Source organism: Streptomyces sp. LE64, assembly GCF_052606915.1.
Window position 1 is genome coordinate 162457 of record NZ_CP199708.1, and the last position, 14292, is coordinate 176748.

The 14292-nt window shown below is 74.7% G+C and carries 11 protein-coding genes; 10 read left to right on the plus strand and 1 reads right to left on the minus strand.

Annotation, left to right across the window (positions count from 1 at the left end):
* Nucleotides 1-68: 68 nt before the first annotated feature.
* From ACSMX9_RS00605 to ACSMX9_RS00650, 10 genes are all read left to right on the plus strand, one after another.
* Nucleotides 69-776, plus strand: coding sequence for a hypothetical protein (locus ACSMX9_RS00605; RefSeq protein WP_445398996.1), 708 nt, complete (start codon nucleotides 69-71; stop codon nucleotides 774-776).
* A 5-nt stretch (nucleotides 777-781) separates the two neighbouring features.
* Nucleotides 782-1960, plus strand: coding sequence for a 3-deoxy-7-phosphoheptulonate synthase (locus ACSMX9_RS00610; protein ID WP_445398998.1), 1179 nt, complete (start codon nucleotides 782-784; stop codon nucleotides 1958-1960).
* 29 nt (nucleotides 1961-1989) lie between these two features.
* On the plus strand, nucleotides 1990-3066 hold the full coding sequence (locus ACSMX9_RS00615; RefSeq protein ID WP_445399000.1) for an AMP-binding protein: 1077 nt from the start codon (nucleotides 1990-1992) through the stop codon (nucleotides 3064-3066).
* On the plus strand, nucleotides 3066-4463 hold the full coding sequence (locus tag ACSMX9_RS00620) for an aldehyde dehydrogenase family protein (protein WP_445399002.1): 1398 nt from the start codon (nucleotides 3066-3068) through the stop codon (nucleotides 4461-4463). Before ACSMX9_RS00615 ends, ACSMX9_RS00620 begins: the two co-directional genes overlap by 1 nt.
* A gap of 338 nt (nucleotides 4464-4801) precedes the next feature.
* Entirely contained in the window at nucleotides 4802-6073 is a 1272-nt protein-coding gene (locus ACSMX9_RS00625; RefSeq protein ID WP_445399004.1) for a right-handed parallel beta-helix repeat-containing protein, read from the plus strand.
* Nucleotides 6074-6216: 143 nt separating this feature from the next.
* Nucleotides 6217-7245 (plus strand): 3-oxoacyl-ACP synthase III family protein, encoded by a 1029-nt coding sequence (locus ACSMX9_RS00630; protein WP_445399006.1) that lies wholly within the window; start codon nucleotides 6217-6219, stop codon nucleotides 7243-7245.
* Nucleotides 7242-7982: a glycosyltransferase family 2 protein gene (locus ACSMX9_RS00635; RefSeq protein WP_445399008.1), complete on the plus strand. Its 741-nt coding sequence runs from the start codon at nucleotides 7242-7244 to the stop codon at nucleotides 7980-7982. The genes ACSMX9_RS00630 and ACSMX9_RS00635 overlap by 4 nt, the downstream gene beginning before the upstream one ends.
* Nucleotides 7982-9451, plus strand: coding sequence for a class I adenylate-forming enzyme family protein (locus tag ACSMX9_RS00640; protein ID WP_445399010.1), 1470 nt, complete (start codon nucleotides 7982-7984; stop codon nucleotides 9449-9451). The genes ACSMX9_RS00635 and ACSMX9_RS00640 overlap by 1 nt, the downstream gene beginning before the upstream one ends.
* A gap of 56 nt (nucleotides 9452-9507) precedes the next feature.
* Nucleotides 9508-10644, plus strand: a complete 1137-nt coding sequence (locus ACSMX9_RS00645) for a cytochrome P450 (protein WP_445399012.1) — start codon at nucleotides 9508-9510, stop codon at nucleotides 10642-10644.
* The gene (locus tag ACSMX9_RS00650) at nucleotides 10641-11558 is read left to right on the plus strand and encodes an NAD-dependent epimerase/dehydratase family protein (protein WP_445399014.1); all 918 of its coding nucleotides are present in this window, start codon (nucleotides 10641-10643) and stop codon (nucleotides 11556-11558) included. Before ACSMX9_RS00645 ends, ACSMX9_RS00650 begins: the two co-directional genes overlap by 4 nt.
* Here ACSMX9_RS00650 and ACSMX9_RS00655 read toward each other — a convergent pair.
* The gene (locus ACSMX9_RS00655; protein WP_445399016.1) at nucleotides 11531-14290 is read right to left on the minus strand and encodes a cation-translocating P-type ATPase; all 2760 of its coding nucleotides are present in this window, start codon (nucleotides 14288-14290) and stop codon (nucleotides 11531-11533) included. The genes ACSMX9_RS00650 and ACSMX9_RS00655 overlap by 28 nt on opposite strands.
* Nucleotides 14291-14292: the final 2 nt, after the last annotated feature.

The following is a 14292-nucleotide window of genomic DNA, read 5'->3' on the forward strand; positions in this document are numbered from 1 at the left end:
CCGTCGGGGCCGCCGACACCGGCGGCCCCTCGGCCCACGCCCCCACCGACAGGAGAGGTAGTCCCGCAATGACCGAGCACCATCCGACGTCGACCTCCGACGCGGGGACGGACGTCGCCACGCCCCCCGGCCCCCCGACCGGCGCGGCGCGCCGCTCCGCCCTGTGGAAGCGGCGGCTGTTCGAAGCCGAGGCGGGGCTGACCCGCTATGTGGTCGAGGCCCGGGCGGGCATGCACATGCAGGAATTGCTGCACGTCAAGCAGGCCATCTTCGAGTCGCTGCCCCAGGGCGAGGAGGAACAGGACTGGAAGGCCGCGTTCTTCCGCGGCCAAGCCCTGATGGAACGTTTCGTCGTGGCGCACTTCGGCCTCGGCGAACTGGCCGGCTGGGCCCGCTCCAACAGCACCGTCTACGCGGCCGTCGACCCCGCCCCCAAGCACGACGCCCGGGTGCCCCTCGAACGCCTCCACGCCCAGGCCGACCTCTACGGCTCGGACACCGAGTGGGTGGAGCACGGCACCGACCGCGCGGTGCTCCGCATCCGCCGCTGCGCCATCTGGGAGTACCGCGAGCAGGCCCGCCGAAGGGGCGTGCCGCTGACCCTCGGGTCCCCCTGCGAGTACTGCGTCCCGGCGACCTCCGGGATGGCCACCCACAAGGGCCTGTCCGCCGCCCACGAACTCACCGACGACCAGGGCACGCGGGGCTGTGTGTGGACCGCCTCGCGCGGCCCGGCCCACCCCGCCCCGCACCACTCCCCCACCTCCGAAGGATGACCGCCATGCCGGGACGCACCGGACTCGCCCGCCACGCCCCTGTCGACCGCATCCGCCGGCTGCCCGCCCTCCAGCAACCGGAGTGGCCCGACCGGGACGCACTCGACGAGGTGCTCCGCGCACTGCCCCCCGAGGACCTGGTGGGCCCGGAGTCGGTGGCCGAACTCAGAACCGAGCTCGCCCGACTCGACGCGGGCGGCGGGCTGGTCCTCCAACTCGGCCACTGCGTGGAGGACATCGACACCGACATGGGCGCCTACACCCGCTGCATGCTCGCCTTCCTCACCCACTTCCGGTCCCACCTGCGGGCCCGCACCGGACGCCACGTGGTGGGCGTCGGGCGGCTCGCCGGGCAGTACGCGAAACCGCGGTCGCAGGACCACGAACTCGTGGACGGGGTGCGGCTGCCCAGCTACCGGGGCCCCATCGTCAACGCCCCGGGCGCGACGCCCCGGGCCCGCCTCCCCCGGCCGGAGCGGATCGCCGAGGCGCACAGCGCCTCGCTCGCCTCCTACGCCACGATCGCGGACCACCACCGGGCCACCGCGTACCTCGATCCGGTGTGGACGAGCCACGAGATGCTGCTGCTCGACTACGAACTGCGGTTCGTGCGACAGGGCGCGGCCGGCCTCCACCTGGGCACCACGCACTGGCCGTGGATCGGCGCCCGGACCCGTCAACCCGGCGGCGCCCACGTGGCCCTGGCCGCGGCGCTGGCGAACCCGGTGAGCGTGAAGGTCGGCCCGGACACCTCCCCCGAGGAGGCGGCGGAGCTGGCCGCCGTGCTCAACCCCCGCGACGAGCCCGGGAAGCTCACGTTCATCGTCCGCATGGGCCACACCGCCATCGACCGGCTGGGGCCGGTCGTCCGCGCCGTCCGGCGCCGGGTCGAGCACGTGCACTGGATCAGCGACCCCATGCACGGCAACACGGTGACCGGCGCGCACGGGTTCAAGACCCGTCACCTCGAACACATCGTCGCGGAGCTCACCGGATTCCAGCAGGTCCTCGTCGAGGCCGGCGGCCGTCCGGCGGGACTTCACCTGGAAGCGACGCCCGAGGACGTGTTCGAGTGCGCCGAGGGCGGCCGTGAACCCCGCGACCCGGCCCGCTACCGGTCGCTGCTCGACCCCCGACTGAACCCCGAGCAGACCGCACAGGTGCTCGGCCACTGGTGGGCGTGACCCTCCGCGAGCCCCGGAAAGGGAGATCCATGACCCGTTCGTTCCTCGACCTCGAAGACGACCCCACCACCACCCCCGACGCCTATCTGCGGGCCGCGCTCCGTTGGCACTTCTCCCCCGACACCGGATCACGACTGTGGCTGGAGCGCGCCAAGGAACTGGACTTCGACCCCGTCCATGACGTCCGCGGCTACGCCGACCTCGCCAGATTCCCCGACATCGCCGCGGACCTGCGCGAACGCCCCGTCGAGGACCTCGTTCCGCGGGGACTGGAGCACGAGCCGGCACCCTCGGTGTTCGAGACGGGAGGCACCACCGGGTCGCCCAAGCGGCTCGTCTACACCGAACGCTGGGTGCGGCGCGCGCTCGGGTGGAAGACGGCCGAGCTGCGCGCGGCGGGCTTCCCGGTCGGCGCCCCCTGGCTGGTGGCGATGCCCTCCGGCCCGCACGCCTTCGGCCACACCACCCGGCTCCAGGCCAGGGCCCTGGGCTCGGTCCTGCACACCGTCGACCTGGACCCGCGCTGGGTGAAGAAGCAGATCGCCGCCGGCCGGGACCCGGCCCCCTACCTCGCCCACCTGGTCGACCAGATCGGGGAGGTGGTCCGCAGTCAGCACGTGGCCGCACTCACCACGACCCCGCCGATCCTCTCCGAACTCCTGCTGCACGAGGACCTCGGCGACCGGCTGCGGCGGTCCCTGCGGTACCTGGCGCTCGCCGGCGCCCACCTCGACGAGGACACCCGCGACCTGATCACGGAGGCCCTGCCCGACACGGTGGTCCAGAACGTCTACGGCAGCACCATGGTGCTGACCACCGCCCGGCTGCGTCCCGGCACCCAGGGGGCGCGGACCGTGTACGACGGCTACTCCCCCCATGTCGTGTTCGCCGTCGTGGACCCCGAGTCGCACCGTCCGGTGGCCTACGGCGAACGGGGGCAGGTGCGGATGACCCACGTGAGCAGCGGGGTCTTCATCCCCAACAACCTGGAACGGGACTCCGCGATCCGGGTGCCCGCGCCCGAGGGCTCGGTGGGCGACTCCCTGCGCGCGCCGGAGCCGCTGGCCGCCTTCGACGGCGAACCCGTCGTCCAGGGGGTGTACTGATGAGCGCACCCGCCCCGGCCGCCCCCGCCCGGCCCGCGGTCCTCGACCTGCCCCTGCTGACCCACCGGGGCAGCCGGAACACCCGGACCACGGAGACGGTGCACGGGGTCGACGGGCAGCCACTCGCCACCCTGGCCCTCGCCCCCGACCTGCTGGTGGCCCAGAGCCTGCGCGCCCTGGCGGGGGCGGCGCCGCCGTCCGCCCCGGAGCGGGCCGCGCTCCTCTCGGAAGCGGCGGAGCGCTTCCTCGACGACGTGCTGGGCGGGCTCTCCTTCACCGAGCACAACGCCTACGTGTCCCGGGTCTCCGGACACAACGCCGGGCTCACCGAGGAGTTGGGCCGGGCCGTCGCCCTCGCCCTGGCCGAGGCCCCGAGCAGGGCGGACCGGGCGCGGCCGGTCGGCTCGGTCCGCTCGTGGCGGGAGGTCGGGCGGGGCGGCGGCAGCGGGGTGTGGACCCGCAGCGGAGAAACCCTGGCCGCCGTGCTCTCGGGCAACACGCCCACGATCCAGAACGGCTGGCTCCAGGCGTTCGCCCTGGGCTACCGGGTGGTGGTGCGGCCCTCGCGGCGGGAGCCGTTCACCGCCTTCCGCACCCTGCTCGCGCTGCGCGCGGCCGGTGCGCCCGACCACGCCGCCGTGTACCTCCCCACCGGGCACGCCGGGGTGGCGCCCCTGTTGCGCCGGGCGGACCTCGCCCTGGTGTACGGGGGCGACGAGGTGGCGGCCCGCTACCGGGGCGCCCCGGACGTCAAGGTCGCCGGCCCGGGGCGCTCCAAGACACTGGTCACCGCGGGGCGGGCCACCGACCCCCGCACCGTGGCACGGGCCGCGGACTCGGTGGCCGCGCTCTCGGGGGCGGCGTGCGTGAACACCACCGCGATCCTGGTCGAGGGGGACCACCGGCGCTTCGCCCGGGACCTCGCCGAGGTGCTCCGGGCCCGGGCGGAGGGCCGGCAGACCACGGCGGACCACCTGGGGCCCCGGGTGTCCGGTGAGGCCGCCGAGGCGCTGCTGGACCGGCTGGCACGGGTCGGGGCCCGTCCGGTGATCCCGCTGGGGGACGTGGCCACGCCCCATCCGGAGGGCGGGGTGGTGCTGGGGCCCGCGGTGTTCACCGTGGACGATCCCGGCGACGGACTCCTCGCCGCCGAACTGCCCTTCCCCTGCGTCTGGGTCGCTCCCTGGACGCCGGCCGACGGCGTGCGTCCCCTGCGGGGGTCCCTGGTGGTCAACGCGGTCACCGACGACCCGGCGTGGGTCGACGCCCTGTTGCACGAGCCCGGTGTGGGGAACGTCCACGTCGACGTGCCCACCGTGCACGGCGACGGCCATCTGCCCCACGAGGGCTATCTCGGGGACTTCCTGATGCGGAACAGGGCCGTGGTCCGGGCCTGAGCCGCGCCTCCGGGTCGGGGGCAGCAGCGGGTCGACGCCCCCGACCCGGACACCGCCGCGCAGGCGCCGGGCCCGCCGCGCCGCCGGGTCGGAGATGTCGACGGATTCCGTGCGGTCGCCCGCATGTTCCGAAGGTCCGGAACCCCCAGACATGGGATGACCGAATCAGCCAACTGTTGCCCCTCTCTGGTCATTCCTTGTTAGCTAGTTGTCATCCTCGTTCCCTCCCTCGAATCTGTGCGGAAGACCGGCCGTTCGACTCGTGCCGCCCCTCGCGGGCCCGCCCCGGCCGCCCCGCGAGGCCGATCCCGCAGCGCGATCGCAGAAGGAGTCCCGCCATGTTCCGCAATGCCCAGATGCCGTCCACGGGGTGGTTCGCCGCAGTGGGAGCCACCGCACTGCTCGCCGTGCTGATGACCCCTCCATCGGCGCACGCCTCGGTCGTCACCTGTGGTCAGACGCTCACCACCAGCGTCGTCCTCCAGGCAGACCTGCTCAACTGTCCCGGCGACGGCCTGGTCGTCGGGGCCAACGACCTCACCATCGACCTCAACGGACACACCGTCGACGGGGTCGGCCTGGGCGTCGGTATCCGCACCGGCGGATTCGCCCGCACCACGCTCACCAACAGCGCGGTCACCGCCGCCCGGGTGCAGGAGTTCGACCACGGGGTGCAGTTGGCCCCGGGCACCTCGGGAACCGTCGTCGAAAAACTCACCCTCCGCGGCAACGAGTTCACCGGCGTCGACGTCAACGGCGCCACCCACAGCCGCATACGGAGCAACGTCATCGACCGGCAGTCGCACCGAGGCGTCCTCGTCACCGGCGGGGCGCACGACAACGTGATCGCCGACAACGCGCTCACCGGGAACCAGGGCGGGGGCCTGCTGATGCAGAACTCCCGTGCCAACCGGATCGAGGGCAACCGGATCACCGACAGCGGGAACGCCGGTCTGGTCCTGGAGGGCTCCAGCGGGAACACCCTGCTGACCAACACCGTCGGCGGCAGCGGCGACGGCTCGTTCATCCTGCAACTCGGGTCGAACGACAACCTCGTCCAGGGCAACTCGACCGGCAGGAGCGCGGACGCCGCCCTGATCGTCTCCGACTCCACCGGGAACCGCATCCTGTCCAACACCTTCCGCGACAGCGGCGACAGCGGCATCTCCCTCCAGTCCGCCCACCGCACCACGGTCGTCGGCAACGACGTCAGCGCGAACCCGGGCGGCATCGACCTGAGCCGCTCCGACGGCAACACCATCAGGTCCAACACCGCGAACGACTCCAAGGGCGACGGGATCAGCCTGGAACTCTCCTCCAACAACCTGGTGGAGCTCAACCAGGTCAACCGGAGCGGCTCACGGGGCATCTACGTGGTCGGGGAAGCCACCGCGGCCACCGGCAACCGACTGATCGGCAACACCGTGAACGACAACAAGGGCGGCGGCCTGTCCGTCTCCAAGGCCGTGCACCTCGTCCAGGGCAACACCGCGCGCGGCAACGGAGGTTGGGGGATCAGCGCGGACCCGGGCAACACCGACGGCGGATCCAACCTGGCCAGCGGCAACGGTCAGGCCGGCCAGTGCTCCGGGGTCGTCTGCGCCCCCTGACCGCACCCCCGTCCTCCCTCGCGCGCCACGCGGGGGAGGACGGGATCGGGGAACACCCCGAGGGTTCCCCGGGGAATCGCCCAGGCCCCATCTGAGTACGCGCACTCACGCGGCCCGCCCGTGCGCTCCGTAGCGTCCCCGGCATGACCAGTCAGAACGTCAGCCGCGCCGGGGCGCCGCGGGTGGGCATCACCTCCGTGGGCGCCGCCCTGCCCGAACGGATCGTGACCTCCGAGCGATTGGGCCGCGAGGTGACGGCGGCCAGCGGGCTGCCGTTGCCCGAGGGGCTCGTCGAGCGGACCACCGGCATCGTGAGCCGCCGGGTCGCCGCACCCGGGGAGTACGCCTCCACCCTCGCGGTGCGGGCCGCCCGGGCTGCCCTCGGCCGGGCCGCCCTCGACCCGGCCGACCTCGACCTGTTGCTGTTCGCCTCCGCCTCGCGGGACGTGGTGGAGCCCGCGACCGCGCACATCGTCCAGGCCGAACTCGGCTCCCGCGCCCACGCCTTCGACCTGACCAACGCCTGCAACAGCTTCGTCAACGGCATCGACACCGCCCGGGCGATGATCCTCGCCGGACGGGCCCACAGGGCCCTGGTGGTGACCGGGGAGACCCCGAGCCGGGCGGCGCGGTACGCACCGGCCGACCTGGAGCAGTTCCGCGCCTCCTTCGCCGGCTACACCTTCGGGGACGCCGGGGCCGCGGTCGTCCTGGAGGCCGTGCCGAACGGCGGGATCCTCGACGTGGACACCGTCACCCACTCCGCCCACTGGCGGGTCGGCGGCATACCCGGCGGCGGCTCGCGGCTGCCCCGGGGCGACGACCACACCTACTTCCACGGCGACGGGAACGCGCTGCGGGAGGTGTTCGAGAAGGTCGGCACCGAGGTGCTGGACCGGATGCGCACCCGGACCGGTCTCGACTGGACGGACTTCCGGCACGTCCTGGTCCACCAGGTGACCCTGCCCTACCTGGAGCGCTTCGTGGCGGTGACCGGAGTGCCCCGCGAGCGGCTGGTGGTCACCGTGGACGCACTGGGCAACCTGGCCAGCGCCACCCTCGGGGTGCAGTTGGACCGGGTGTACGACGACCTGGCGCCCGGTGACCGGGTGCTGTTCGTGGGGCTCGGCGGCGGCGTCAGCATGACGACCACGGTCTGGGAACGGACGTGAGCGCGCTGTGGGTGGTGGTGCCCGCCCACCGCGAGGCCGCGCGGATCGGCACCACCCTGGACGCCCTCGCCGCCCAACGCGACCGCGACTTCACCCTGGTCGTGGTGGACAACGCCTCCGACGACGACACCGCGGGGATCGCCCGGTCCTTCGCCCGCCGGGCGCCCTTCCCCGTGCACGTCCTGCACGAACCCGACAAGGGCGTGGGGTGCGCCGTCGACACCGGCTTCCGGTTCGCCATCGGACACGGGGCCCGGCTGCTGGCCCGCACCGACGCGGACTGCCTGCCGCGCCCCGGCTGGACGGCCGCCGCGCGGGCCGCGGCGGACCGCGGCGCCGCCCTGGTCTGCGGCCGGATCGAAGCCCGGCGCGACGAACACGGCCCCCTCGGCCGGGCCGTCTTCCGCGCCCTGGTGGCGACCGCCGCCCTCTTCGGCCGGGTGCGTCCCGCCCACCACCGCCGGCACGGCTACCTCACCCCGTACCGGATGCACGCGGGCAACAACATGGCCGTCACCGCCGCCCTGTACGAGACGGTGGGCGGGATGCCGCGCCGCCCCTCGCCCACCGACCGGCTCTTCCTGAACCGGGTGCGCCGGCACACCACCGCCGTCGTGCGGGCCCCGGACATGGTGGTGGAGAACTCCACCCGCCGGCTGCGCGCCTACGGTCTCCTGGGCACCGCCCGCTGGTACCTCGACCGGGGTCCGGGCCGACACGGGGAGGACCCGCGCTGATGCTCGACCGTCTCGACCGGGCGCTGCGGGCCGCGCCCCATCTGCCCGCCGTCCTCGGCACCGGCCCCGGCGGAGCCGTCCGCACCCGGGCCACCCGCGGTGACCTGGCCGACCTCGCCGACCGGTACGCCGCGGGCCTGCTGGGCCGCGGGGTGCACCGCGGCGGCACCGTGGGCGTCGCCGTCCGGCCCGGCCCCCGGGCCCTGGCCGTGCTGCTCGCCGCCGACCGGATCGGGGCGCGGGTCTCGGTCCTCGATCCGGCCGCCGGCCCCGAGGTGCTGCGGGCCCGACTCGCCCTGGCCCGGCCGGACCTGGTGGTGGCCGACGCCCTCGCCCAGGCCGCGGCCGGTCGGGGCCGGGCCCTCGCCGAGCGCGCCGGGATCGTCCTGCCGGACCTCGCGGACCTGGGGACGGTGGCCACGGTCGGCCCCCGGTGGCCGGGGTGCGCGCCGGCCTTGGCCGCCGGGCACGCACCGCTCCCCCGACGCGAGGAGGGGGACGGCGACGCGGTCATCGTGTTCACCTCCGGCACCACCGCCCGACCCCGGGCCGTGGTGCACACCCGGTCCTCGCTGGCCGCCGGCATGACCGCGGTGGCCGACCTGGTGCGTCCGACGCCCGAAGTGCCCGTCCTCGGGGGCACCCTCTTCGTCCTGGTGCCCTCGCTGACCGCGGGCGCCCCGGTCGCCCTGCCCGCCCGTTCCTCCCGGGCCCTGGCCCGACAGCTGCGCCGGCTCGCACCGCAGGCGACCTATCTGACGCCTCCTCAGCTACGGGCGGCGCTGGCCCGGGGCGCCCGCTTCACCGGGCGGGTGTGGACCGGATCGGCGCCCGCCAGCGCGGAGTTGCTGACCCGGGTCCGCGCGGCCGGAGCCGTCGAGGCGTGGGGGGTGTACGCGCTCACCGAACTGTTCCCCGCAGCCGCCGTCGAACAGGCCGACAAAGCGGCCTTCGGGGGCACCGGCGATCTGGTCGGCCATCCGCTGCCGGGCGTCTCGGCGACCGTCTCCGCCGAGGGGGAACTCGTGCTGTCGGGGCCCGCCGCCCGCCACCGCTACCTGGGCGCGGCGCCCGACCCCCGGGTGGCCACCGGGGACCGTGCCGCACTCGACCGGGGCCGCATCGTGCTGGCCGGGCGCCTGAAGGACATGGTGCTGCGACGGGCCGAGAACATCTACCCGGGGCTGTACGAACCCGCCCTGCACGTACCCGGTGTCGAACTCGCCCTGCTGGTGGGCGTTCCGGCCGCGGACGGCGACGAACGCCTGGTGGCCGTCGTCCAGCCGGCCCGGGGCGTGGGCCCCGCCACGGTGCGCGCCGCGCTCGGCGGGGTGCTGGAGCGGATGGGGTCCGCCCGTCCGGACGCGGTGCTCCTCGGCGACATCCCGCTCTCCGGCCGCTCCCGCAAGCCCGACCGGGCGGCCACCGCCGAACTCGCCGCCGCCCACCGGCCACGGTCCGCCCGGTGAACCGCCGCGCCCGTGCCGTACGCCCGCCCGCCCGCACACCCGAGACGGACCTCCCCTTGACCCCGCTCCCGCCGCCGCCCCCCGTCCGCACCGCCCGCCGTCGTGACCGGCGCGTCTACACCCGCGCCCGCCCCCTGCTGTTCGCCCTGCTCGCACTCACCCGGACCCGTCCGGTCCTGCGCTGCGGTCGCTCGGTGCTGGTGCAGGACGAGAGCGCCTACCGGGAGGCGCTCCTGCACGTCCCGCTGGACCGGACCGCTCCCGGCACCACCGGAGGCGCCGTCCGACGGCTCACCGACGGGGGCTCGCTGTTCGACCAGTCGGACGGCGAGCACCGGGCGGCCCGCAGGGCCGTCGCCCAACTCCTGGGCACCGCCGGGGTGGAACGAGTGCGGCCGGTGTGGCGGCGGACACTCACCGAGGCGCTGACCCCGCTGGAGGCCCACGGAACCGTGGACCTCGTGGACCTGGCCCGGCTGCTCTCCGGGGTCACCGTGTGCGCGCTGCTGGACAGTCCGGCCGACCCCCGGGCCGTGGCGGCGGCCGCGGCCCGCGCGGCGGCCGCGGCGGTGCGGGAGCACCTGCCGGGACCGCGGCTGCCGCACACCGGACGCCGGGCCGCCGCTGCCTCCGCCCGGCTGGAGGGCCTGCTGGATCCGGACCGGAGCGGACCGGACACCGCACTGCGGGCGATGCTCGCCGTGGCCGCCGTCAACACCACGGTCGCCGCACTGCCCCGGGCCGCGGCCTGGTGTGCGGACGCCGGGCTCTGGGAGCAGGCCGCCGACGACCGGCTGCGCCCCGCTCTGGTCAGCGAACTCCTCCGGGTGACCGCCGCCTCCCCGTTGCTGCCGCGCGCCGTCGCCGCGGACACGGTGCTGGCCGGTCACGCCCTGCGCGCCGGTGACCGGCTGGTGCTGGTGGCGCGGCACGCCGCGCGGGCCCACAGCGACCCGCCCGACGCCCTGCACCCGGCCCCGCCCGCCCGGTCCCGGTTGGTGTTCGGCGCCGGCCCGCACGCCTGCCCGGGCGCCGGGCTGGCTCGGGCCCAACTCGACGACGTGCTGCGGCTGCTGGCCGCGCACCGGCCCCGGGTGGTCACCGCCCGGGTGGACCGGCGGGCCGCGCTGCCGGGTTGGCGGACGCTGATCGTGCGCGCCGGGGTCCGACCGACCGCGACGGAGGCGGCATGACCGTGATCGCGGTGACCGGTGCCAGCGGCTTCTGCGGCTCCCGGGTGGCCCGGGCCGCGGCGGCACGCGGTCTGGAGGTGCGGTGCCTGGGGCGGCGCCCGGGGCCGGTGGGGCGTCATGTGCCCTGGGACGCCACGGTCGGACCCCCCGACCTGGACGGCGTCGACGTCGTGGTGCACTGCGCGGCGGCGGTCGGCGACCCGGTGCCGGGGGCCGCCGCGGAGCGCACGATGCGGGCGGTGAACGTCGACGGCACCGCGCGGCTGCTGGAGGCGGCGGCGGCGGGGCGGAGGGTGGTCTGGGTGAGCAGCGCCAGTGTCTACGCCCCGTCGACCGACCGGCGTCCGCTCGCCGAGGACCACCCGGTGCGCCACCAGCTCAACGCCTACGGCCGGACGAAGGCGGCGGGCGAGGCCCTGGCACTGGCCGCCGGAGCGGTGGTCCTGCGCCCGCGTGCCGTGTACGGGGCGGGCGACCCGCACCTGGTGCCCCGCTTGCTGGCCCGGGTCCGGCGCGGTCTGCTGCTGCTCCCCGGCCCCGACGCGCCGCTGAGCCTGACCGCGGTGGAGAACCTCGCCGGGGCCTGCCTGCTGGCCGCCGAGTGGCCGCCGGGTGCCTACAACATCGCCGATCCCCTGCCCTACGGGCGCGATGCCGTGGTCGCCGCGGTGCTGCGGGCCCACGGGGTCCGGGCCCGCATCCGCCACGTGCCGTTGCCGGTGGCGGAGGCGGCGGCGGGGGCCGCCGAGGCGCTGGCCCGGCTGCGCCCCCGGTCGACGCCCCCGTTGACCCGGTACGCCGTCGCCCAACTCGGTCGCCCGGTGGTGCTGGACGTCACCCGGGCGCAACGGCAGGGGTGGTGCGCCCGGCGCACGCTCGCCGACCTCTACGGTCCGGTGGCGGCTGCCGGTTGAGCGGAGGACGGGCGGAGCCCGTCGGCGGTGTCCTCGCCGGTGTGCCGGCCGCGGGCCAGGAGCTTGCCCGCCTCCCAGACCACCAGCAGGGCGAGGGGGGCCAGCAGCGCCCAGCCGAACTGGCGCAGGTCGAGCTGGGTGGTACCGAGGACCCGGCGGAACCCGTCCACCTGGGTGACCAGCACGGCGAGGACCAACTCGGCCAGTGCCGCCCGGTTCATCTGCTTGCTGTCGAAGGTGGTGGTGCGCAGCACCGACTCCGTTTCGCTGCGGCATTCGAACGCGGCCACGATCAGGCAGAGGGCGAAGGCCGTGAACGCCATCGAGCTGCCGACCTCCACGCTGCCGAAACGGTGTTCGCCCAGGGTGATCAGGGCCAGCAGCAGGGCGGTGATCGCGAGTCCGGTGAGGCCGACAGTCACCAGCAGCCGGCCGGTGAGCACCGACTCGCCGCGGGGGCGGGGCAGTCGGCGCATCAGTCCGGGGCTCTCGCGGTCGAAGCCGAGCGCGAAGCCGAAGGGGGCGTTGACGACGAAGTGGATCCACAGCACCTGGGCGGGGGTGAAGGGCTGGCCGGCGGCGATGTTGAGGACGGTCGCCCCGAGGAAGGTGAGCACGAACGCGACGAGGAGCAGCAGGACGAAGCGGATGTACTTGGTGAGGTTGTCGTAGAGCTTGCGGCCCTCCTCCACGGCGAAGACGATGGTGGCGAAGTTGTCGTCGGAGAGGATCATGCGGCCGGCGTTCTTCGCCACGTCGGTGCCGCTGCCCATGGCGACCCCGATGTCCGCGGCCTTGATCGCGGGTGCGTCGTTGACGCCGTCGCCGGTCATGGCCACGACGTCGCCCTTCTTCTTGAGGGTCTCGGCGAGCAGCACCTTGTGCTCGGGGGCGACCCGTCCCACCACCCCGATGGTGTCGATCCGGGAGAGTTGTTCGGCCTCGGTGAGGGCGGCGAAGTCGGCGCCGAGCACGGCCTCGCCGGGGATGCCGAGTTGGCGGGCGATGGCGGCGCCCGTGGTGACGTCGTCGCCGGTCACCATGCGGACCCGGATGTGGGCGTCCTGGGCACTGGCGACGGCGGCCCGGGACTCGGCCCGCGGCGGGTCGACCATGCCGACCAGGGCGGTGAGGGTCAGTGCGGTCACCTGGGCGAGGAGGTCGCCCTCCGGGTCGAAGTCCACGGGGTCGAGGTCCCGGGTGGCGGCGGCCATCACCCGGTAGCCCTCGCCGCCCATCCGACGGATCTCCCGGTCCGCCCGCTCGCGCTGCTCGCCGTCCCAGGCGGCGGCGCGTCCGTCCACGAGCACGGTACCGGTCCGGGAGGTGACCGCGGGGGCGGCCCCCTTGACGAAGCAGCGCACCACCGTGCGGCCGGTGTCGTCGGTGACGCGGTGGAAGGTGGCCATCAGCTTGTAGTCGGGGTCGAACGGCAGGGTGGCAAGCCGGGGGAACCGTTCCCGGGTGGCGTCGACGGCGAGCCCCGCCTTGTGTCCGAGGACGAGCAGGGCGCCTTCGGTGGGGTCGCCGACCACGGTGCCGTCGACGAGCCGGGCGTCGCTGGCGACCAGGAAGGGCAGGATCGCCTCGTCGATGCGCGCGGCGGAGCCCACGGCGTGGTGGACCGCGCCGGTGAGCCCGTACCCGGTGCCCGAGACCGTGTAGCCGTCGGTGGGGGTGATCACCTCGACGGCGGTCATCTGGTTCATGGTGAGGGTGCCGGTCTTGTCCGAGTTGATCGCCGAGGTGAACCCCAGTGTCTGCACGGACGGCAGTTCCTTGACGATGGCGTGGTGCTTGGCCAGGTTGAGGCTGCCGACGGAGAGGATCACCTGGGTGACGGTGGGCAGGGCCTCGGGGATGGCGGCGATGGCGAGGGACACGGCGCTGACGAACAGGGTGTCCCACGCCTGGCCGCGGGTGCGGCCGAGGGCGAACATCACCACCATGGTGAGTCCGGCGGCGCCGGCGATCCACAGGGTCAGGTTGTCGAGTTGTCGGGTGAGGGGGGACTGTTCGACCCGGGTCGAGGACAGCATCCCGGAGATCCTGCCGAGTTCGGTGTCCGTGCCGGTGCCGGTGACGAGGAGCACCCCGCTGCCGTGGGTGACCGGGGTGTTCATGAACGCCATGTTGGTCTGTTCCCCGGGCCCCGGGGCCTCGTCCGGGAGGGGCGCGGAGTCCTTGGCGACCGGCACGCTCTCGCCGGTGAGTGCGGACTCGTCGATCTGGAGGGCGTTCGCGGTGATGATCCGGCCGTCCGCCGGCACCTGGTCCCCGGCGGAGACCAGCACGACGTCACCGACGACGAGCCGTTCGGCCGGGACCTCCGACTCGGTGCCCTCGCGCCGGACGCGTGCCGTCGTCTTCATCATCGACTTGAGGGCGTTCATGGCGCTCTCGGCCTTGCCCTCCTGCCGCAGGCCGACGACGGCGTTGAGCAGGGTGAGCAGGACCAGCAGGACGGCGGTGCTCCACTGGGCGATCGCGAAGGACACGGCGGCCGCCACCACCAGGATGATCTGCATGTAGCTGCGGTACTGCGCCAGGAACCGGCGCCAGGCCGGGGGCGGTTGCTCCTCGGGCAGGGCGTTGGGGCCGTTCGCCGCCAGCAGTTCGGCCGCCCGCGCCGCGGTCAGTCCGGTCGCCGGGTCGACCGCGAAGGCGGCGGCGACGTCCTCGGGGGTGCGGGCGTACCAGTGCGCCCGGCCGGGTTCGGGATCGACGGCCATCG